At 70.7% G+C, this 24,388-nt stretch carries 2 protein-coding genes (1 of these 2 only partly in view); both read right to left on the bottom strand.

Annotated features, from left to right (window positions below):
* Nucleotides 1–24,025, bottom strand: partial view of a lonely Cys domain-containing protein gene (locus tag ACU6P3_RS18675; RefSeq protein WP_447193295.1) — the 5' end (the start) only. It extends 37,412 nt beyond the left edge of the window; 24,025 of the gene's 61,437 nt are visible here — the first part of the coding sequence; the start codon lies at nucleotides 24,023–24,025; its stop codon lies beyond the left edge, outside the window.
* Complete coding sequence (locus ACU6P3_RS18670) at nucleotides 24,026–24,388, bottom strand: hypothetical protein (protein WP_344271526.1); 363 nt, start codon at nucleotides 24,386–24,388, stop codon at nucleotides 24,026–24,028.

Here is a 24,388-nt window from a genome sequence, read left to right as displayed (position 1 = left end):
CGATCTGCCGGGTGGTGGTGGTTCCGTCCGGCGCCCGCGTCACCTGGTTCACGCTGCGCCAGTTGATGCCCTCGGGCGCGGGCGTGTCGCTCCAGTAGACACCCTGGACGTTCTGTCCCTGCCACAGCAGAGCGGCCGGGTCGAACGCGCCGGTCACCTTCAGGTGGTAGGCAGCCAGCAGATTGCGGTCGGTGATGTCCAGACCCTCGGCGAGGGCCTTGGCGGTCAGGGCCCAGAGGGTCTTCTGCTTCGACAGGTCCCACGGATCCGTGTCGTCCAGGTGCAGCACACCACGGCCGTGCGCTTCCCGCTCCGCCAGCGGCAGCTCGTTGAACAGCATCTTCGCGGACCGGACCACCGCCCAGAGGGTGGACGCCACCTGCCGCGGGCTCGGCGTCTCCCCGGGGGCCAGCCCCTGCACCGTACGCAATACGGCCTCGCCCGACGCGCCGAGCTCATTGAGAGCCACCTTCACAGCAGGCGCCGCCACCGCCTCCGTCAGCTCCGCGTCGGGATCCGCGGCCAGGCGCTCCCGGGCGAAGTCGAGGAGCGACTCGTACGCGGCCGTGTCCGCCGGCCTCCCACTGTGCTGCTGCGCGTAGAAGGCCACCATGTCCCGCCGCAGCGGCGTGACACCGCTCAGCGCCGAATCGTTCGCACGCAACGTCTCCAACGCGCCGATGCCCTGGACCAACCGCTCGTACCGGCCCCCCGGCACACCCCGGTCACTCTCGACCTCATTACCGAAGAGGTCCCGCAACCCCCGCACCAATCGCAGCATCGTCGCCCGCGTCTCCGCCGACACCGCACCCGACCCCGTGTGCAGACCCGCGTCACGCGCCAGCCCGTCCAGCTCATGCGCGAGCGGCTCGGGCAGGTGCGTGACTCGACGCCCGCTCTCCCCGGTGGCCGGGTCGAACAGCACACGGTCCTTGGGCGTCATGCCGGTCTGGACGGTGGCCGAAGTGGTCTCCAGCCTGCTCTCGTTGGCGGCGTACTGACCGAACGAGACATCGCCCCACGGGTCGTCGATGTGGGGTGGCGGCGCGGCCTGGGGCTGGTCCTGAAGCGGGTCGCCGTCCGACGCGCTGTAGCAGATCTCCAGGCCCAGCTTGTGCCCCGGAGGCAACTGCCGCACCTCGCGCAGCCCGGCGATGAAACGCGCGGCGTCCTGCTTGCTCAGCCACACCTTCCGGCCGTCGCGGAGGGCGAGCGTCATCCGGCCCGGCTTCCCGTGGGCGGCGAAGCTGTAGACCGCCGGATCAGCGGTCAGCTTCTCGATCTCACCGTCCTGAAGGCCGGAACCAGCCGGAACCTTGTGCACGAGTCGCAGCATGTTGCGGAACTTCCTGAACCGCTGCTCGAACTCCCGCAGGTGATCGCCTGCGCCGTCCTCGATCGAGATCTGGCCGAACCGCTCGTGGTCCTCGGAGACCAGGGGCCGCAGGTCCACGTCGCTGTCCCGGAACGTGGTCCCGTCCAGCGACGTCCACTCCCGGTCCACGTACGGCAGCGTCGTGGCCAGCGGCTCGTACGGTACCCAGAGGCCGATCGCCTTCTTCTCGTCACGGTCGACCAGCACCGGAAGATGCGCGTTCCCCGACCCGTCACCGACCAGACGACCCTCACCACTGGGACCCACCACCGGCCGGCCCAGCAGGTTCGACAGCAACTGCAGATCCAGCGTCCGCTGCGCGAACGGAACGGCCAGCAGCACCGGCACATGCTTCGGCAGCTTCGCCAACTCGGGGTCGGCGAGCAGCACCTTGGCCAGCGTCTCCGTGTCCAGCACCCGGTCGTCGGGCAGGCGCAACCCGCCGGGATCGCCGTCCGCCGCGACGACATACGTCTCCTCCGGCCACGACGCGTCCTCCTCCGACGCGATCTTCGCCAGCGTGTTGGGTCGCGTCTCGATCACACGCACCCGACCCGGCAGCACCTGCTTCACCGGCCTACCCGTCCAGTTCCGCCCCTGCCGCGCACCCGACGGACCCGCGATCACAGTCTGCGGCGACAGCACCGGATCGGACGCACCGGCGAACGTCGCGGAGGGGGTTGGGGGTACGGGAGCAGGCGCGGGAGCAGGCGCGGGAGCAGGCGCGGGAGCGGGTGTCGGCGCGGGCGCCGTGGACGAGGGGCCGGGGGCGGTCGTGTTCGGCGGTATCCGGGTGGCCTTGGTCCAGCGGCCGGGGGCCTGGGTGACCGGGTCCGGAAGAGCGACGATGGTGAGCGGGTCCGACGGATCGGCGGCGGTCAGTTCGAGGGGCCCGCTGTAGCCGTAGGCGGGACGGCCGGTGCCCTGGGAGAACCGCTGCACCAGCTCCGGCCTCAGAACACCGGGACCGGTGGTCAGGAACAGGACAGGAGTATCCAGGGGCCTTGTGCGCAGCGGCGGGTCCAGGCTCAGCAGTTCCAGGAACTCGTTGTCGGACACATCGATCGGCGGCCCGCCGGGCAGATGCAGGACCACATCCCCGTCCTCGTCCACGTGGACCACCTTCAGGATGGGGTCGGGCTGCCCCGGTTTCGCCCACTCCGGCACGACCTGCCGGGTAGTGGTGGTCCCGTCCGGCTCGTTGACCTTCTGCTCGACGCTGCGCCAGTTGACGCCTTCGGGCGCGGGCGTGTCGCTCCAGTTGGCGCCCTGTGCCACCTGCCCCTGCATCAGCAGTTTGTCCTTGACGAACGCGAATCCCTTCAGGTGGTAGGCGGCCAGCAGGTCGCGGTTGGTGACGTCCAGACCCTCCGCGATCGCCTTGGCGGCCAGGCCCCAGATCCTCTTCTGCTTCGCCACGTCCCACGGGGCCGCGTCGTCCAGGTGCAGCACACGGCGGCCGTGTGCTTCCCGCTGCGCCGGCGGTATCTCGTGGAACAGCATCTGCGCGGACCGCACCATCGCCCAGGTGGTGGACGCCACCTGCTGCGGGCTCGGCGTCACCCCGGGGGCCAGCCCCTGCACGGAACGCAGTGCGGCCTCGCCGTACTTGGTGAGTTCGGCGAGAGACGTGGTCAGAGCCGGGGACGGCAGCTCCGTGCTGAGCTCCGCGTCGGGATCCGCGGCCAGGCGCTCCCGGGCGAAGTCGAGAAGCGACTCGTACGCGGCCGTGTCCGGGGTCCTCCCACTGTGCTGCTGCGCGTAGAAGGCCACCATGTCCCGCCGCAGCGGCGTGACACCGCTCAGCGCCGAATCGTTGTCACGCAACATCTCCAGCGCGCCGATGCCCTGGACCAACCGCTCATACCGGCCCCCCGGCACACCCCGGTCCCGCTCGACATCATTACCGAAGAGATCCCGCAAACCGCGCACCAGACGCAGCATCGTCGCCCGCGTCTCCGCCGACGCCGGACCCTGCTCCTCATGCAGACCCGCGTCACGCGCCAGCTGGTCCAGCTCATGATCGAGCGGCTCAGGCCGGAACCTGACAACACGCCCCCGCACCCCGCTCGCCGAGGCATACAGCACCCGGCTGCTGTTCGTCAGACCCGTCCGCCCCGTGGCCGCGTCAGTGTCCCGCCTGCTCTCGTTCGCGGTGTACTGACCAAACGGAACATCGCCCCACGGGTCGTCGATATGAGGCGGCGGCGCAGTCGAAGGATGGTTCCGACGCGGACTCCCGTCCGACGCGCTGAAGCAGACCTCCAAGCCCAGCCGGTGCCCCGGAGGCAACTGCCGCACCTCACGCAGCCCCGCGATGAAACGAGCCGCGTCCTGCTTACCCAACCGCACCTTCCGGCCGTCGCGGAGAGCGAACGAGATCCACCCCGGCTGCGCATGCGCGGCAAAAATGTAGATCGCCGGCTCAGGGGTGATCCGCTCGAACTCGGCGTCCTGGTCGCCGGTACCCGTCGGAACCGTGTGCAGGATCCGCCGCATGTCGAGATACGACTTGAACTGCTGCTCCGACCTCCGCAGACTCTCACCGTCCCGCCCGGTGATCTGGCCGAACCGCTCGTGGTCCTCGGAGACCAGAGGCCGCAGATCCACATCACTGTCCCGGAACACGACCCCGTCCAGCGACGTCCACTCCCGGTCCACGAACGGCAGCGTCGTGCCCAGAGGCTCATACGGCACCCAGAGACCGACCGCCTTGTCCGCCGCACGGTCGAACAGCGCCGGAACATACGCGCTCCCCGACCCGTCACCGACCAGACGACCCTCACCACTGGGACCCACCACCGGCCGGCCCAACAGATTCGCCAACGTCTGCAGATCCAACGTCCGCTGCGCGAACGGCACAGCCAGCAACACCGGCACACGCTTCGGCAACTTCGCCAGCTCCGGATCGGCCGCCAGCACCTCGGCCAGCGTCTCCGTGTCCAGCACCCGATCGTCGGGAAGCCGCAACCCGCCGGGATCACCCTCCGCCGTGACGACATACGTCTCATCCGGCCACGACGCGTCCTCCTCCGACACCGTCTTCGCCGGAGTGTTCGGCCGCGTCGCCGTCACACGCACCCGATCCGGCAACACCCGCTTCACCGGCTCACGCGTCCAGTTCCGCCCCTGCGCACCCCCCGACGGACCCGCGATCACAGTCCGCGGCGACAACATCGGATCCGACGCACCGGCGAACACCCCGGAGGCAGGGGGAACGGGGGCCGTGGCGGAGGAATCAGACGGGTCGGCGGGCGGCGCGAACGTGAGCGGCTCGTCCCTGTCGGCCCGGCGGGCGGGTCCCGAGGACACGGACTCGGTCGAGCCGAGAATGGCCAGCTCGTCCATTCCTGTCTCGATGGCGGAGGTGCCGGAGGTGCTCTGCCGGGTGGCCTTGGTCCAGTTGCCGGGGGCGTTGGTGTCCGGCTCCGGGAGGGCGACGATGGTGAGCGGGGCCGACGGATCGGCGGCGGTCAGGTCGAGGGGCCCGCTGTAGCTGAAGGCAGGGCGGCCGGTGCGCTGGGAGAACCGCTCCACCAGCTCCGGACTCAGGACACCGGGACCGGAGGTCAGGAACAGGACGGGAGTGCCCAGGGGCGTGGTGCGCAGCGCCGGGTCCAGGTCCAGCAGCGCCAGGAACTCGTCCTCCGACACCGGAAGAGGGTCACGGCCGGGCAGGTGCAGGACGATATCGCCGTCCTCGTCCACCTCGACCAGGTTCAGGAGGGGCTCGGGCAGCTCCGGTCCCACCCATTCCGGCACGATCCGCCGGGTGGTGGTGGTTCCGTCCGGCGCCCGCGTCACCTGGTTCACGCTGCGCCAGTTGATGCCCTCGGGCGCGGGCGTGTCGCTCCAGTAGACACCCTGGACGTTCTGTCCCTGCCACAGCAGAGCGGCCGGGTCGAACGCGCCGGTCACCTTCAGGTGGTAGGCAGCCAGCAGATTGCGGTCGGTGATGTCCAGACCCTCGGCGAGGGCCTTGGCGGTCAGGGCCCAGAGGGTCTTCTGCTTCGACAGGTCCCACGGATCCGTGTCGTCCAGGTGCAGCACACCACGGCCGTGCGCTTCCCGCTCCGCCAGCGGCAGCTCGTTGAACAGCATCTTCGCGGACCGGACCACCGCCCAGAGGGTGGACGCCACCTGCCGCGGGCTCGGCGTCTCCCCGGGGGCCAGCCCCTGCACCGTACGCAATACGGCCTCGCCCGACGCGCCGAGCTCATTGAGAGCCACCTTCACAGCAGGCGCCGCCACCGCCTCCGTCAGCTCCGCGTCGGGATCCGCGGCCAGGCGCTCCCGGGCGAAGTCGAGGAGCGACTCGTACGCGGCCGTGTCCGCCGGCCTCCCACTGTGCTGCTGCGCGTAGAAGGCCACCATGTCCCGCCGCAGCGGAGTGAGCCCGCTCAGCGCCGAATCGTTCGCACGCAACGTCTCCAACGCGCCGATGCCCTGGACCAACCGCTCGTACCGGCCCCCCGGCACACCCCGGTCACTCTCGACCTCATTACCGAAGAGGTCCCGCAACCCCCGCACCAGACGCAGCATGGTCGCCCGCGTCTCCGCCGACACCGCACCCGACCCCGTGTGCAGACCCGCGTCACGCGCCAGCCCGTCCAGCTCATGCGCGAGCGGCTCGGGACGGAACCTGACAATACGTCCCCTCTTCCCGTCGCCCGAGGCGAACAGCACACGATTGACGTACGACAGGCCGGTCTGGGTGGTGGCCGCGTCAAGGTCCCGCCTGCTCTCGTTGGCGGTGTACTGACCGAGCGGAACGTCGCCCCACGGGTCGTCGATGTGGGGTGGCGGCATGGCCGCGGGATGGTCCTTCCGCGGGTCGCCGTCCGACGCGCCGAAGCAGACCTCCAGACCGAGCCGGTGCCCCGGGGGCAGCTGCCGCACCTCGGGCAGCCCGGCGATGTAGCGCGCGGCGTCCTGCTTGCTCAGCCATACCTTCCGGCCGTCGCGGAGGGTGAGCGTCAGCCGGCCCGGCTTCCCGTGTGCGGCGAAGACGTAGACCGCCGGATCCGGGGTGATCTCCTCGCTGCCGTCCTGCTGGTCGCCGGATCCCGACGGAACCATGTGCAGCAGCCGCCGCATGCTGAAGTACCGCGAGAAACGCCCCTCGAAGCCTCGCCGTTCCCCGTCGTCCTCCACCGAGATCTGGCCGAACCGCCCGTGGTCCTCGGAGACCAGGGGCCGCATGTCCACGTCGCTGTCCCGGAACTTGGTCCCGTCGATCGACGTCCACTCCCGGTCCTCGGACGGCAGCGTCGTGGCCTGAGGCTCGTAAGGCACCCAGAAACCGAACGCCTTCTTCGCGTCACGGTCGACCAGCACCGGGACATGCGCGTTCCCCGACCCGTCACCGACCAGACGCCCCTCACCGCTGGGGCCCACCACCGGCCGGCCCAGCAGGTTCGACAGCAGCTGCAGAGCCAGGGTCCGCTGCGCGAACGGAACGGCCAGCAGCACCGGCACGTTCTTCGGCAACTTCGCCAGCTCCGGATCGGCGGCCAGCACCTTGGCCAGCGTCTCCGTGTCCAGCACCCGGTCGTCGGGCAGGCGCAACCCGCCGGGGTCACCGTCCGCCGTGACGACATACGTCTCCTCCGGCCACGACGCGTCCTCCTCCGACGCGATCTTCGCCAGCGTGTTGGGTCGCGTCTCGATCACACGCACCCGACCCGGCACCACCCGCTTCACCGGCTTACCCGTCCAGTTCCGCCCCTGCGCAGGCCCCGACGGACCCGCGATCAGAGTCCGCGCCGACAGCACCGGATCGGACGCACCGGCGAACGTCGCGGAGGGGGTTGGGGGTACGGGAGCAGGCGCGGGCGCGGGTGCCGGAGCAGGCGCGGGTGCCGGAGCAGGCGCGGGCGGGCCGGCGGGCGCCGTCGAAGAAGAGCCGGGGGCGGTCGTGTTCGGTGGTATCCGGGTGGCCTTGGTCCAGCGGCCCGGGGCCTGGGTGACCGGGTCCGGAAGGGCCACGATGGTGAGCGGGTCCGACGGATCGGCGGCGGTCAGTTCGAGCGGCCCGCTGTAGCCGTAGGCGGGACGGCCGGTGCCCTGGGAGAACCGCTGCACCAGCTCCGGGCTCAGGACCCCGGGTCCGGAGGTCAGGAACACGACGGGAGTGTCCAGGGGCCTTGTGCGCAGCGGCGGGTCCAGACTCAGCAGTTCCAGGAACTCGTCCTCCGACACTTCGATCGGCGGCCCGCCGGGCAGGTGCAGCGCGATGGTCCCGTCCTGGTCCACATGGATCAGTTTCAGGATGGGGTCGGGCTGCCCTGGTTTCGCCCATTCCGGCACGACCTGCTGAGTGGTGGTGGTCCCGTCCGGCTCGTTGACCTTCTGCTCGACGCTGCGCCAGTTGACGCCTTCGGGCGCGGGCGTGTCGCTCCAGTTGGCGCCCTGTGCCACCTGCCCCTGCATCAGCAGTTTGTCCTTGACGAACGCGAATCCCTTCAGGTGGTAGGCGGCCAGCAGGTCGCGGTTGGTGACGTCCAGACCCTCCGCGATCGCCTTGGCGGCCAGGCCCCAGATCCTCTTCTGCTTCGCCACGTCCCACGGGGCCGCGTCGTCCAGGTGCAGCACACGGCGGCCGTGTGCTTCCCGCTGCGCCGGCGGTATCTCGTGGAACAGCATCTGCGCGGACCGCACCATCGCCCAGGTGGTGGACGCCACCTGCTGCGGGCTCGGCGTCACCCCGGGGGCCAGCCCCTGCACGGAACGCAGTGCGGCCTCGCCGTACTTGGTGAGTTCGGCGAGAGACGTGGTCAGAGCCGGGGACGGCAGCTCCGTGCTGAGCTCCGCGTCGGGATCCGCGGCCAGGCGCTCCCGGGCGAAGTCGAGAAGCGACTCGTACGCGGCCGTGTCCGGGGTCCTCCCACTGTGCTGCTGCGCGTAGAAGGCCACCATGTCCCGCCGCAGCGGCGTGACACCGCTCAGCGCCGAATCGTTGTCACGCAACATCTCCAGCGCGCCGATGCCCTGGACCAACCGCTCATACCGGCCCCCCGGCACACCCCGGTCCCGCTCGACATCATTACCGAAGAGATCCCGCAAACCGCGCACCAGACGCAGCATCGTCGCCCGCGTCTCCGCCGACGCCGGACCCTGCTCCTCATGCAGACCCGCGTCACGCGCCAGCTGGTCCAGCTCATGATCGAGCGGCTCAGGCCGGAACCTGACAACACGCCCCCGCACCCCGCTCGCCGAGGCATACAGCACCCGGCTGCTGTTCGTCAGACCCGTCCGCCCCGTGGCCGCGTCAGTGTCCCGCCTGCTCTCGTTCGCGGTGTACTGACCAAACGGAACATCGCCCCACGGGTCGTCGATATGAGGCGGCGGCGCAGTCGAAGGATGGTTCCGACGCGGACTCCCGTCCGACGCGCTGAAGCAGACCTCCAAGCCCAGCCGGTGCCCCGGAGGCAACTGCCGCACCTCACGCAGCCCCGCGATGAAACGAGCCGCGTCCTGCTTACCCAACCGCACCTTCCGGCCGTCGCGGAGAGCGAACGAGATCCACCCCGGCTGCGCATGCGCGGCAAAAATGTAGATCGCCGGCTCAGGGGTGATCCGCTCGAACTCGGCGTCCTGGTCGCCGGTACCCGTCGGAACCGTGTGCAGGATCCGCCGCATGTCGAGATACGACTTGAACTGCTGCTCCGACCTCCGCAGACTCTCACCGTCCCGCCCGGTGATCTGGCCGAACCGCTCGTGGTCCTCGGAGACCAGAGGCCGCAGATCCACGTCACTGTCCCGGAACACGACCCCGTCCAGCGACGTCCACTCCCGGTCCACGAACGGCAGCGTCGTGCCCAGAGGCTCATACGGCACCCAGAGACCGACCGCCTTGTCCGCCGCACGGTCGAACAGCGCCGGAACATACGCGTTCCCCGACCCGTCACCGACCAGACGACCCTCACCACTGGGACCCACCACCGGCCGGCCCAACAGATTCGCCAACGTCTGCAGATCCAGCGTCCGCTGCGCGAACGGAACGGCCAGCAGCACCGGCACACGCTTCGGCAACTTCGCCAACTCCGGATCGGCCGCCAGCACCTCGGCCAGCGTCTCCGTGTCCAGCACCCGGTCATCCGGAAGCCGCAACCCGCCGGGATCACCCTCCGCCGTGACGACATACGTCTCATCCGGCCACGACGCGTCCTCCTCCGACACCGTCTTCGCCGGAGTGTTCGGCCGCGTCGCCGTCACACGCACCCGATCCGGCAACACCCGCTTCACCGGCTCACGCGTCCAGTTCCGCCCCTGCGCACCCCCCGACGGACCCGCGATCACAGTCCGCGGCGACAACATCGGATCCGACGCACCGGCGAACACCCCGGAGGTCGTCGCAGTGGAAGGGGAATCGGGCGTGCCGTCGGGCGGCGAGAGCCGGAGAGCCACGTCCCTGTCGTCCCGGCCGGACGCCGTCGACCGCTCCGCCTGCGCCGGCTCCGACAAGGGCTGTCCGCCGAACCGGCCGGAACGGGTCGGACGGGCGGGTGCCGAGGACATGGAGCCGCGCAGGGACGGCCCCTCACCGATGCCCTCCATACGGCGGCCGGTCTCCAGCGCCCTCGCGAGGCCCGGCAGTCCTGCCCACGCCTGGCTGTGCCGACGCGCCTGCTCGCCCAGTTCCTGCCGGACCACGGTCAGGTCCCGCTCGATCCCGCGGACCTCGGCCTGGATCGTGTCGTGGACCCTGGTCTCGCGCCGCAGGTCATCGTCCGCCTGCCGCACCGTGCGCTCCGCCCGGGCCACGGCCTCCTCGGCGCGTGTCAGCTCACGGTCAAGGGTGTTCTCCCGCTCGCGGGTCGCCACGAGGCCGGTCCGGAGTTCGTCGGCGCTCTCGCGGGCGGTGGTCATCGCCTCGTGGTACCGCTGACGGTGCCGGGTCGCGACCAATCCCTCGTCCCGGATGGCGTCGGCACGTTCCTCGGCCGCGTCCAGGGCGCTCCGCCGTTCGGCGGCGGCCGGGTCGGTCTCCGGGGAGGCGCCGACGAGCTGCTCGAGACGTTCCACCTCGGCCAGCGCCCGCTGCCACTGCTCCCGCAGCCGCCGCTCCTCCTCCGAAGCGGCGTCGTGCTGTACGCGCGCGTCACGGGCGGCCCCCTCCAGCCGCGCGATCTCCGCCTCCGCCTCGGCGATCCCGCCCCGTACCCCGGCGAGCTCCGTCAGGACGGTCCCGGCGGTCCGGACGGCGACGGTGTGGGCCCGGTCGGCCTCGTCATGCGCGGTGGTGGCGGTCTCCACGGCACTGTCCGCGGACTCCAGGGCCTGCCGCGCACCGGCCTGCCGCCGTACCAGCACCTCTTCCCGGTGACGTGCCGCCGCCTCGTCCCCCACCGCCTGGACGTAGGTGCCGACGGCGTTCCGTATGTCCGCCCAGGCATCGTGGGTGGCCTCGGTCGTGTCGGCGAGGGAGCCGTCGGCGTCGAACGGCCAGTTGCGCAGGCCGTGGTCGGTGCGTACGACCAGCTCGACCGGCTTCCCGGCCAGCGCGGCCGTCCGGGAGGCGACGAACAGGGCACGGGCCAGGCGGGTGCCGTCCGGGTCGGGTCCGAGCGCGAGCCACAGTTCCGCCGACGCGTCCTGCTGGTCGATGCCGTCCGCCAGCACCCCCGGCAGGTCGGTGACCGGATGCCGCGCCCAGTCCCGCAGGTCGTCCGCGTCCTGGTCGGCGAGCATCGCGGGCAGGTCGTAGATACGGGGGCCCGGGCGCGGCGGGGTGACACCGAAGCCGAGCACGTCGCGTTCCCACAGCCGGGTGGTGGAACTGCCGGTGACGTACCGGGTGCCCTCGGGGCCGTTCACCGTGATGACGGTGTCGACGAGGGTCTCGTAGCTGCGCGTGCCGCGCCGTTCCGCGGGATCGGCGGCGCTGCCGATCCGCAGGTGGGTGAACGTGGAGGCGGACACGTTGCCGCCGGTGGAGAGGGCGTGGGGCTGCTGCGCCGCCAGGGGGAAGGTGACGCCCAGCACCTGGAAGTTGCCGTCCGTCAGGCTGTAGGTGCCCTGCTGGTTCAGGGCGAAGGAGCTCGCGGCCGACGATGTCGTCGTGGAGGTGCGGACCTGCCTGCGGACCCGGTCCACGGCGACGCCGCCCGGGTCCGCGACCGTGACCGGCCGCGGGTTGTGCAGCGAGATCTCCAGGGTCGGCGCGGTGTCGGGAGCCTGGAGCGGCCAGCTTCCGGGCATCCTGGAGGTCAGGCCCGCCGCCGCACGGGACGGGTCGAGGCTGATCTCCCCGGCCTGGATCAGCTCGCCGAGCCGGACGGCCATGGCTTCCGGCGAGGCGTTCGCGGGCAGTCCCCAGGACGCGGCCATGCGCGGATCGACGGCCTCCAGCGCCTGCATGAGCTGCGGGGCGGCGTTGTAGTCGTACACCGTCGTCGCCCCGGTCGGCGCCAGACGCGCGCCGCCCGGGAACGGCAGTGCGCCCTCGGCCTGGGCCTCGCGCGGTGACAGCAGCAGCGGGTCACGCGTGAGCAGGGCGGGGGGCCGGGGCCCTACGTGCTGCCGCGGCTCGACGGCCTCGGAGCCGATGAACCGCAGTGCCGTCGCGGCCGGGACGGAGACCCGGCTGACCGGCCGGCCCCGCAGCAGGCGCCCGATCCAGGTGCGCACCCGCTGCGCGACGTCCCCTTCGAGGCCGGACAGGTTCAGCAGCCCGCCCTGGAAGATCCCGCCGGGGATGTTGGCCGGCCACTCCCAGACGAGCTGGGAGCGGACCGTCCCGGTGAAGCGGTAGTCGAGTTCGAAGTCGGCGGCACTCCCCGCACGCATCCAGAAGCGGTCCTCGTCCGTCCGGTCGGACCGGGCGGTGCGGGCGCGGGTACTGGCCACCGTGATGGACGGCCCCTCGCGGTCCGTACGGCCGGCGTCACCGGGGCGCGGATAGCGGGAGACGAGGTTGACCGTCCCCTGACGGGTCGTGGTGACGCCGGAGGATGTCGCCTTCCCCTGGGGGATGTGCGTGTCCATCTGTTCCAGGGAGCCGCCCTCGTCGGCCGGGCGGCCGCGTACGCCGCGCAGGGCGGGCGTCTGCATCATCGGCTCGGCGTTCAGACTCACCTCGACCAGTCGCGCCCCGCCGTACGCGACGTGGAGGAAGTAGAAGCGCACCTGGCCGCCGGGACCGCGGCCGGGCAGGGCGCGCAGCGCCGCGGGCTCGGTGACGCGGGCGATCTCGGCGTCCACACCGGGCAGGTGGGAGGCGTGTCCGGGCTGCATGACGCCCGGCGCCTCGTTCTCCACCAGCGTGGTCAGCTCCCGGCCCATCCGGTCCCGGCGCTCCCTGCGGTGCGTCGTGTCGTCGAGCTGGGTGACCGACAGCACGCTCGCCTTGCCGAGCTGGCGGCTCCGGACGAACTGGCCGGGAAGCGGAACAGTGAGCTGATGCTGCGTCAGGCTCGGGATTCCGGACAGTCCCTGGTACCAGGCCGCCAGGCTGGCCATGGCCTGAGCGGGAGCCACGTACGTCAACCCGCGGGGCAGGTCGATCGCGACCGTCACCGGTGCGAAGCTGCCGAGGCCGACGGTGTTCCCGGCCACGTTGCGCACACCCCACTCGACGGTCATCAGCAGCGTCAGATCGTTGCCGATCCACCGCTTGTCGCCCATCTCCTCCGAAGTACGCGCGACCTTCGTACCGGAGTTCACGGTGCTGATCTCGTCGGTGCGGCGGGACTGGGAGTACCGGCCGCCCGGGTTGGCCTGGTGGACCAGGAGGTCGGGCGGCGTCGGGGCCGACTGCAACGCCGTGAGCTGGAAGTTGCCCTGATGGGTGACCCCGACACCGCGCTGGCGGCCCGCGGTGTCGCCGGCGGTGACGCTCTGCTCGGAGTAGAGCGACTCGGAGCCCAGATTGCGAGGGTTGGTCAGGTAGCCGCTGATCTTCAGCTTCATGACCTGGTCCGCCGCCATACCGGGCAGCGTCAGGCCCTCCACCACGTACACGCCGCCCAGGATCTGCGGTGCCCGGGAGACGAGCTGGGCCGGACGGATCGCGTCGTGCCGGGCCTCGGACGCGACAGTGCCCTGGTCGTTCAGCGACGCGCCCGCCACGGCGACCGACGTCCACTTGTAGGTCGCCACCACTCCGTCCGCGGAGGTCCTGGCCGCCCAGGTCACGGGCGTCGCGGCCCAGTTGACCGCCGATCCGACCCGGTTGACCGCACCGGTCAGGCCGTCCGGCAGCGACTCCTTCACGGCGGATCCCCGCTTGGAGGCCTCCGTGGCCAGATCGGTCAGCGTCACGGAGGCACGCCGCACCGCCCGGCCCACCGGCCCCTGCCCCGGGTGTCCCGGGTAGGTGCCCGCGACGATCTGCCGCAGGGCCTCCATCAGCGCGGCGGTGGCGCGGACGGTGTCCACGGTCGCGCCCACCGGCAGCCGGGTCAGACCCGGCAGCGGGCGGCCCTGGTCGTCGACCATGTTCAGGCGCCGCCGGTCGTCCGCCGGCCCGCCGTCGGTGACCGGTTCCCGGATCACGTGTCCCGGCCGGGGCTCGGCGGGTACGAGGCTCCTGACGGGCCGGTGGGTCCGGTAGTGCGGCACCAGCAGCGTGACGTTGCCCGGCACGGTGTGCGGTGTGGCGCCCGGGGCCACCAGCTGCGTCCCGTCCGTGGCACCCGCCGTGTCCGTGCCGTCGTCGCCGTCCGTTTCCACACCGTCGGCGAAACGGACGTGCGGCTCGTCGCCGGGGCCCTCGTACAGGTCCAGGGCGAGCCTGGCGGGCACCTCGAACAGCTCGCTGCCGTTCTGGGTCGTCACGACGAGCTGGTCGAAGCCGACCGAGTCACCGGTGTTCCCGGTGTCCGTGAGCTGCCCGGTGCCCAGGTAGTCCGGGGCCGCGTTCAGTCCCCAGGAACCGTCCGCGAGGGGGATGTTGAAGCCGCCGCCACCGCCCGCGGCACCGCTCAGCGCCGTGCCCCGCTGCCGCCCGCCACTGGACTCGTACGAGCTGGAGCCGATCTGGAGGACGTCGGGCAGCCTGCGCGCGTGGACCGAGGGCCGCCCGGTGTCCCGCGTGACGGAGAACCGCAACTGCACCCGGCGGGTCCCCGAGACGGCGTTCGGCCGCTTGAACCACTCCGGCTGGCCGCCGTCCACCCCGTCCGGCGACGACGTCGCCTGGCCGAACGTCGAACGCATCTGCCGCAGCAGCCGCAGGTTCTCGAGCTGGGCCAGGACCAGCGGCTCGTCCAGCCGGAACGGCAACGACCGCCGCCGGGGCGCGAGCGGCGGCAGGAACCCTTCCTTCCGCAGCCATGCCTCCGCGCGGTCGAACATGGCGTCCGCTCCCTCGATCTTGAGGGGCGTCTCGGTGTATCCGATGCTCTCCAGGTTCTCCAGGTGCTCGGGAAGCTCCCTCACCTCTTCCGGGGTGGGCCGGTGTCCCCGCATCGTCGACCGCTGGGCGATCCGCAGTCGCAGCGCGTCATCCCACGGCCCGAACTCCCGGCTGACCTGACCGCCGCCGGCCCGGTGCAGCGTCACGGTGTAGGTGACCCGGGCGGGGGTGAGCAGATGACTGGTCTTGGTACGCACGCCGTGCATCAGCGTGGCGCTGCTGACGCTGCTCAGCCCCTCGTTGACCTGCCAGTTGACGCCGGCCTTGCCCATGATGTTGCCGCCGAACGACGACCCGGCAGCCGGGTGTCCCTCGGCGTGGTCGGTGGTGAACGACGGCCCGCCCGAGCCCTCGACCCCCAGGCCGCTGGTCAGCTTCGCCGACCGGTCCACGCTGGAGGAGTGCGCGAACCATGTCTCCAGCGTGGACTTGCCGTCGGCGCTCTTCCGCATCGGCCGGCCCGGTTCGATCACCGCGGTGAGTTCGAGCATGCCGACCGCGTTGCCGTCCTCGTCCAGCAGCGTCGGCGAGAACACCCCGCCGTCCCGCTGGAGGTGCGGAGTGCCCTGCAGCATCCGCTGGGACAGGTAGTTCTCCAGCGCGCTCGCCGAGTCCTCGTTGAGGTGTTTCAGAGAGACGAAGTTGTCGTCCCGGAGGAGTTCGGTCAGCAGCCGTCGCGGTTCGCCGACGCTGTCGCCACCCCACAGCGGCAGGTCGTCCACGCCTCCGTGCTCCGGCAGGTCGGCGGAGTCGGCGCCGTCGAAGGCGAGGTGCTCGTGGAACCAGATCGTGAGCGCGCCATGCGACTGCTCCGGCTGCCAGTTGCCGACCGGATCCTCGCGGGGGGTGTCCACCCGGACCTGCCAGCGCCCGTCGACATCCAGGGGATGGGCGGGTTCCTCGGCCTGCTGCTTGCTCGTGACCAGGAAGGTCTCGGCGACGGTGATGGACTGGGCGAGCTGGTTGTGCGTCGCGGACAGGTTGACCGTGCTGTCCCCCCAGCGCAGCGCTCCGGGCGCGAGGTGCGGGAAGATCGCGCTCCAGGGCACCGATCCGGTGCGGACGGTCCCCGAGCTCTCCCCGCTCAGGGACGTCGGTCCGCCCGCGGCCCGGAGCTCCACCTGCATGTCGGGCAGCGTCGGGGGGCGCTGATCGCCGTTCCGGCCGTACTTCGCGGACGGCCCGACACCGGCGTAGGCGAGCCGTACGTCCACCGACCGGTCGCGGCCACCGTGCCGGACGGTGATCCGGTGGCCCTGCTCACTGCGCAGGTACGGCCGGTTCAGCTCGACTTCCTCGGCGCTCAGCACATCGCTGAGCTGAGTCCGCAGCTCCCGGCCCTCCGAGGTGTCCGGGTCGGCCCCGAGAGCGCCGATGACCTGCGCGTACAGGCCCTCCAGGACGGAGTCCGGGGTCGGCTCGTGGATGACGAGTCCGACATGCCCGTCGTACTGGCTGCCGTGGGTACGCGCATACTCCGACAGTTCGCCGGGCGTGGACCCCTGGGGCGGAACCACCGTCGGCTCGGACTGGACCATCTGCGCGGACTGGACCGTGTCGGTGGCGCGCGACCCGTCGGCGGAATCGCCGACCGTCGGCTGAGTGGAAGGCGGGGTGGTGGTGGGCGTGGTGGTAGGTGCCTGGCCGGGGAAGGTGTGGAGGGTGCCCTGCTCGCCGGAGGTGCCGGGCAGGAGGGCCGGCTGCCGGCTCTGCCAGTGGGCGACGTCCTGCCGTGCCGGATCCCCCGCCAGCACGATCACGCTCCCGTTGCGCGACGGGTCGAAGACCGGGGCGCTCGGAAGCTCGGACAGCACGGTCGTGCGCGCCGTGCCCGAACGGCCCGCGACATGCTGGGCGAGGCCGCCGGGGTTGTTGTGGGTGCCGACCATGAGGAGCGGCGCGGCCAGGGCGATCTGCTGGTTGACGCGGTCGTGACGCAGCAGCGCGGCGATCTCGCTGCCCGGCACCCACCGGCTGGAACCGTCCGGCCACGGCATCGACAGATGACCGTTCGTGCTGTCCGCGTAGACCACGTACGCGTTGGCCGCCGAACTGGACGGAGCCGCCGGCCAACCGGGGGCGTACTGCGTCCCGTTCTCCACCGACCCGTCCGGCGAGACGACATAGCCCTGGGTGGCGATGTCGCCCATGACCTGCCGGCCGGTCCAGTTGCGGCCCATCGGCACGCCACGGGTCGTGAGACGCGTGCTGTCGTCCAGGAAGCCATGACGCACCAGGTCCCACGCGGCGAGGTCCGCCGGGTCCGACGGGTCGAACCCGGACACCGCGGCACCGGCCATCAGCCACAGCAGCCGCTCACCGGCCTGGTCCGCCGACAGGTCCACCGAGGCGGGCAGGTGCAGGACCTTCTTCGCCAGCGCCACCGGGTCCGACACGGCCCGCAGCGCTTCCGCGCCCTTGACCGTGCCCCACACCAGCCGGCTCACATCCGCCTGCGTCACCGCCTGCCCGGCCGGCAGCCGCAGCACGTCGGCGGCCAGCGCGGAAAGGTCCTGCCCGGCCAGCCGCTTGAGCGCCCAGTCGAACGACGGCAGCTGCGTATACGCGTGCAGCGTCAACTGGCCGCCCTGGGCCTCATCCGCCTTCCGCGCCGCATCGAACAGCACCCGGCGGATATCGTCCGGGGGCGGCGCGTCATTACTGGTCCGCTGATGACGCGCATGCACGGCCAGGTGAAGGTGGTGCAGGGTGAACGGGCCCGCCACCCGCAGGTGCCGATCCGCCCGCCGCATGTTCTCCAGCGCGCCAATACCCCGCAGCAACGCCCGATACTCGCCCTGCGGATTCGCCTTGTCGGCCTCGACCTCCGCACCGAACGACCGACGCAGGGCCCGCACCAACCGCAACGCCGTATCCAGAACCTGCTCGGAGGCCGGGCCCGAGTCGGAATGCAGCCCCGCCCACCGCGCCATGCGGGTCAGCTCGGCCACAGCCGGATCCGGGGGCAGCAGACGCCGGACACCCCGCTCGCCCGAGGGCCCGGTCAGCACACCCGTCTTCGGATTCGCACTACGCACCAGCACATGGACGCGGTCCACCGCGAGCACATCGGCATCACTGCCGTTCGCCACACCCTGTGCGTAAGAGGTCGTGCCCAGAACATCGAACACGTACGGCGGCGTTCCCGCGTCCGTCAGATACGGCAGATCCTCCGCGAGCGCGTCGGCCCAGCACGACCCCAGATCAATAACAGCCTTGGGACCGAGCTTCTTCATACTCGGCCGGCGGGTGATGAACCGACCCGTCTCGACACCGCCCACCTGAACCGGCGGACGGCCATCCGTCACCTCCATCACCCCGCGCATCGGCATTCCGTGCTGCGAGAAGTGATAAACCGGCCGCCCCGCCTCGAGAAGCGGCTCCGCCTCGCCAAGCGCCCGCTCCGTCACCGGGTCGAACTGCGAGAACTCGGAGATCTCGCTCAGAGCCTCAAGCATCGGCTCATTCAGAACAAGGTCAGGGTCGGACATGGTCACACGACCGAACGACCGGCCGTCCTCGGCAATGGTCCGCGTTTTGATCGAACTGTCCGGGAGCACGGTCCCGTCCAGAGCGGTCACAAAGCCCTCGTCCGGAACCCCACTCGGGCCGAGGTCATTCGCGTCGCTGCCGAACCAACCGCCCAGAGGAATCCCCTGCGCCCGCTGATTCTCAATGACGATCCTGCTCAACCCGGACGCCGCGTCATGGACCAGGCTCACCAGACCGCTGTGCGCCCAGATCCCGTCCCGCCCTGCCCGGAACGCCAGCGTCCGAGGCATGGCCAGGCCCTGGTCACCACCGTGGTTCAGCACGAGCACGACCGGCGTCCCGGCCGGGAGCCCCGTCACTCCGGGGTCACGCGCCACCAACTCCACGAATTCCTGCCACGGAACCCGCAACTCGCCCTGACCCCAAGGAATCAGAACGTGATCGTGGCCACCATTGGCCACCACCACATACGCACCACGGCTGTTGTCCCACATCGGCTCGAGCGGACCCTGGAACTGGCCATTACGTCGCTGCCACACCTGCGACGTATCCACCACACCCACCGGCTGCCCAGTGAGATTCAACCCCTGGTACGAACCATCTCCCAACACAATATGACGCTCATGGTTCAACGCGCCATTGGCCGCCACATGATACGAACCGAGTGACATGACACTCGACGACCAGCCGGCGACCATGGCGTTCTCCACCAACGCGAACAACGCGGTACGTGAATTCGCGTCCACCACCGCACCGTCACCCAGGTGCAGAATCCGCCGCGCCAGCCCGTCGACGTCGAAAACACCACCGGGATTCTCCAGCAGCCGCAACCGCTCCAACTCGGCCACGGCACCCGAATACTGCGGCGACACCACCTCGGCCGTCACCCGGCCCGAACCACCACTCCCCACCCGCACAGTGATCCCGAAGGAATCCGCGAAATCACCCGCGCCCAGATCCTCCAACGCCCGCGTCAGATAATCCGAGAACAACCCCGAAACCGCGTCCACACGATCCCGAGCCGAACGCCCACCCCGGCCGAACCCCGTCAACACCACCTCAGGCGCCGACAACCCCGCCCGCAGATTCAGCAGCCCCGCCGACGCGACCTCACTCGCCAACGCCTTCAACTCACGACGCTCGTCCCGGCCCACCGAAGACGAACCCGCATCAAACCCCACCACCACCGGGGAAGACCCGGGCGCGCCACCGAGCAGACGCGGGGGCAGGCCCAGCTCACGCCGTACCCGACCCGCCAGTTCCACACCCGAAACGGCCTCCGCGCCATGTACGGCGAGGTGTTCGGCCACCTGTCGCACGGCGTCGCGGAAGTCGCCGCGCGCATGGCGTGAGTCGGCGAGCACGGGGTGCAGCTCCAGCGGCAGCACCAGCGACGTCGCCCGCCGCCAGGCTTCGGCCGGGTCCGTGCCGGCCGGGACCCCGGACGCCTGGAACGTCGCGAGCGCGAAGTCTCCGTAGGCGTCCCGCCAGGTACGGCGGGCGGCGCGTGCCGCGATGCCGTCGAGCGTGTCGGTCCAGGGCCCGGGCCGGTTCATCAGCAGCCGGACGTGGCTGACGGCGTCGAGCCCGCTGTCCCGGACGGAAACGAATCCGTTGAGGGCGACCTGGAGCCCGGCGGGGCCGTCGTTCAGTGTGACGCCGGCGGCGGTCAGTTGGTCCTTGGTGACGGTTTCGTCGAGTGCCAGTCGCGGCGGGTCGTCGGGCAGGTCGTCCGCGGTGACCAGGGCGGCGGTGAGCTGCCGTTCGGCGTCCGTACGGCTGACACGCGGAACGATCGCCGCCACCGCGGCGTCGACGGCGGTGTCCGCGCCGAGGTCACGCAGCCTGTCCACGGCGGCGTCGAACCGCCGCTGGGCGTGTTCGACGTCCTGCCACGCGTCGTACAGTCTGGCCGCGTCGTCGGTGCCTCCCCGGCCGCTCTCCACGCGCTGGTTGAGGACGCCCGCGGTCCTGACGGCCTGGTTGAAGGCGGTGAGGGCGTTGTCGTGCTCCTGGCGTGCTTCGTCGATGGCGAGGTCGACCGCGAAGGTGTCGGTGACGTCGGTGATGTCGGCCGGGATCGCATCGCCGATGGAGTCCGGGCCGAAATCCGTGCTCCTGCCCTTGCCCTTGCCCGCGCCCGAGGACGCGCCCGGTCCCTGGCCCGTGCCCTGGCCCATGCCGGGTTCGAGTGCGTTGGCGGGAGGCGGCGGGGTCTCGTCGAGAGCCGGCGGCGGGTCGGTGTCCGACTGCTCCTGGTCCGTGCCCGTCACGGCGGCGGTGCCCATGGCCGAGGTGGTCCGGACAGGGGCGGGAGGCGGGATCGGGCCGGCGGGGTCCGACTGCTCGGGTGCCGGCATCCGCGGTGCGCCGGCGGGGTCGTCCATGCCGCTGAGGGGCCGGGTGCCGCGCGCGGAGAGCGGGTGGTCGATGACGGACGCACCGGTACCGGTGACGCTCTGGATGACGTCCTCGATGGTCCCCAGATAGCTCAGCGGCACGGCGGGCGCCGGATCGGGCTGCCGGCCGGGGTCGGCCATGAGGTCTTGGCTGTCGCTCTGTCGCACCAGCCGGCGGAACACCGCCTCGGCCGCCCGGCCCCGGTCCGGCACGCCCGCGTAGTTCAGCAGTTTGTGGAGCACGGCCGCGTCGTCCCGCGCCTGCCGCTCCGCCGTTTCGTCCGGGGAGGCGGCGGGGTCGACGGTGTGGAGTCGCCAGTTCAGCTGGTCGGAGTCGTCCGGCCGGGGTGTCCGGCTCAGCTCGATGGCCTCGGAGTGACCGGGTGCCGACGTGAGCGTGAGGTCGATATGAAGCTGGTCACCCGATCTCGGCAGCAGCAGACCGTTGTTCAGGCGAGAGTTCAGGAGCGTTTGCATCCGGTTCTGGAGCCCGGCGAGTTCGTCCTGGGCGAAGCCTTCCCCGGCGCGAACCGGGAGGTGGAGGGACACGTTGCTCATCCAGCGGCCGTCGTCGGCCTGGATCCGCTGGACCCACATCCGTACGAGGGTCTCCCGGCTGTCGAGCGGTCCGGGACCGGGGTTCTGGTCGGAGTTCCGGCCCGGGGCGAGGTCCGGGGCCGGGTCGATCCGTTCGGTCCGCACCGGGACGGCGGGCGCGTCGTGGCGCCCGGCCCGCCACTGCTCGGGCCGGACCGGATCGGCGACCGGCGCGGCGAGTTCCGGCGTCCGCGCTGTGGACGCGTCCGCGACGGTTTCGCTGTCGCTGTCGGTGTCCGTGTCTGTGTTGGTATCGGTGCTGGTGCTGTCGGACGTGGCGTCACCGGTCGTGGCGTCACCGGTCGGTGCGTCGCCGCCGACGGTGCCCGTGCGCGGTCCACCGGCCAGGTCCGTGCCGGCCGGCTGCGGTGGCGCGGGCGGCGCGGCGGACTCGTCCAGTCGCGGGGCGTCGGAGGACGTGCGCAGTCCCGGCGGCGGGGCCGGGGCGCCGTCGGGCCCGGTCGTGTCCGTGTTCGTGTTCGTCCCGAGGTCCGTGACGGTGTCGTCCGTGACGCCCGGGGGCGGCGGGGTGAGCGACCGCTCCGTACCGTCGGTCAGCTCTTGCTGACTGTCCTCGTCCTGGTCCGTCCGCTGGTCCGGCAGGTCGGTCGGATCGGTCAGGTCGATCAGGTCGCCCGGGTCGTTCAGGTCGGTCCGCGAGGACTGCTGCGACTGGTTCCCCGTACCGGACGTCCCCTGCGGCGCACCGGGCTGTGTGCCCTGTGTCCCGGGTGCGGGCGCCGCGGCGTTCGGGCCGGTCGAGGTGCTGATGGGTGCCGGCGGCGCGACGGAGCCGGATTCGGCCTCGGACACCGGCGGGGCGCCCTGCACCTGCTGGTGCGGGTTGTCCTCCAGGCCGGGCTGTGCGTTCGCGTTCCGGCCGGACGTGCCGCGCCCTGGCAGGTCCTCCTGATCGGTGGAATCGTTCCGGACCTCGCGTGTCCCGTCCTGACCGATCGACGCGTCGTCGTCGAGGTCGGTCTCCAGGCCCATGTCGCTGAGCCCGTTCGTGCTGCTCAGGTCCGGGGTGGTGGAACTCTTCGGCGCCTGGATCCCTTGCGGGAGGTCGCTCGGCGACCTCAACGGGTCCGAGGTCACACCACGTGTCGGATCCGGCGTGAGGTCCGGCGACTCATCCGGCGTGAGGTCCGGTGTGAGGTCCGGTGTGAGGTCCGGTGTGAGGTCCGGTGTGAAGTCGGGGGTGAAGTCGGCGTTCGAACTGGACGAGGGCCCGGCGTTGCGCGCGGACGTCGGTCCGGACGTCAGCGGGTTGGTGTCCGGAAGGGACGAGGCCGGGGAGTTGGAGGGCGAGAGCGACGGCGAGTTCGGCGACGACGTGGGCGGCGGCAGATACGGGACCTGCGACCCACTCGTGCTGTTGAGGTTGTTCGTGCTGTTGAAGTCGTTCGTGCTGTTGAGGTTATTCGTGCTGTTGAGGTTGTTCGTGCCGCCCGGCGTCCGCGGGCTGAAGTCGGTGGGCCCGGACAGCGGGTCGGAGCCCCCGGTGGGCAGTGTGTTCAGTGTGTCCGGGTTCAGTGTGTCCGGGGACGAGTACGGCGGCGGCGGAGGCGAGTACGGGGGCGGCGGGGGCGTGTTGAGGCCGCTGCCGATCCCGTCCGGGAGATCGGACGAGACGGTCGTGTTCGGAAGGGGGGCCGGACCGGGCGTGAACAGGTCGCTCTTCACCGTCGTGCCCTTGGCGTCCGCACCGCCCGGGCTCACGTACGGCTTCTCGGACACCGGCGGCTTCGAGTCCCCGGTGCCCAGCGGGTCGTTGGGACCGGGAAGCTTGTTGTAGTCGGTGAACTTGTTCTTGTCGTTGAAGTAGTTGTTGTAGATCTGGATGGCCCCGGCGCCGATGGCCAGCCCCGCACCCAGGTCGAACACGGTGCTGGTACCGGACCCGACGAAGGTCTCCCACTTGAACTCCCACTTGTCGTAGAAGGCCCCGTTGATGATGACCTCGGCCGCGCTCTCCGCGGTACCCCCGACCACGAAGGCCGTGACGACCACCGGCGGACCGTTCACCAGCCCCTTGAACAGCAGACTGTCCCGGTTGATCTTGAACTTGTCGAACACATCCCCGAGGATGTCCTTGAAGAAGTTCTTGATCGGCTTCAGGATCTTCTCGAGGAACTCCATGAAGCCGGCGGTGAGCGCACCGAACGCCGCCGCGACCCCGACGTCGAACCAGTCCACCCCGCCGGGCCTGCGGCCACCGGTGTTCAGACCCATCTGCGCCAGCCGGACCGCCAGCGTCTGCATGGCCTCCTGGATCGCCTCCCCGAGGGTCGGCGCGATGTGCGACATCCGCACCAGCCGGTCGACGATCATCAGGATCGCCAGCTTGCTCCGGGCCCTCGCCAGGAACATCTGCGACACCGACGCACCACCGGTGAACGCCATCAGCGCCGCGAGAATGGCCAGCTCGGCGATCAGCAAGATGATCTCGGAGATGATCTCCCACTTCGACCCCTGGATATTCTGGGAGTACTCGACCTGACCATTGGCCATTTCGTCCAGCTTGAGCAACAACTGCTGAACGGGGTCGCCGCCGTTGGGCATATCGGTGAGCATCCGCACACTCTCGATGTACGGCTGCGCCACCTCCGGCGGCAACGCCTCCTCCACCATCTGAATCGTCTCCCGCGCGGCAGAGCGCAGGTCGATCAGACCCCTCTGAAGGGCAAGGTAGAGATTACGACTTTCCCACGCCAGATTCTCCCTGGCCTGCAAAGGCATTTCGCCCAGCAGGATCCAGAGCATCGTCCGGACGTCCGGCGGAAAGTCGATCTCCTCCACTTAGTGCCTACCGCCCCCGGTGGAATCCCCGCCCGGTCCCTCGAGGCGCGACTGCTGCTTCGCGATCTCCTCATTGGCGTAGGACTGCACGCCCTCGATCTCCCGCGCGTTGCTCAAGACCGCATGCCGGAGCGACGAGAACACGAGACCCGCCGAGTCGAGAAATTCGATGCACGCGTTGTTGTTCTCGTCGTACTTCGGCCGGACCTCGACGGCGAAGTCGTCGTTGAACCCCGCCCAGGGCCGGTAGGTCTGACTGTCGGAGACGAAGTTGTCACGGATCTTGTTCACCCTGTCGGGCAGATCCGCCATCATCTCACCACCCCGCCGCACACGGCCGGGATCCGCGATGAACTTGCCCAT

The sequence above is a fragment of the Streptomyces hebeiensis genome (assembly GCF_052983195.1).
The sequence above is the reverse complement of the archived record's forward strand: the minus strand, read 5'-3'. Positions and strand labels throughout refer to the sequence as shown.

Coding starts and splice junctions, on each gene's coding strand:
- ACU6P3_RS18670 (WP_344271526.1), bottom strand. CDS start 24,388: ATGGGCAAGTTCATCGCGGATCCCGGCCGTGTGCGGCGGGGTGGTGAG.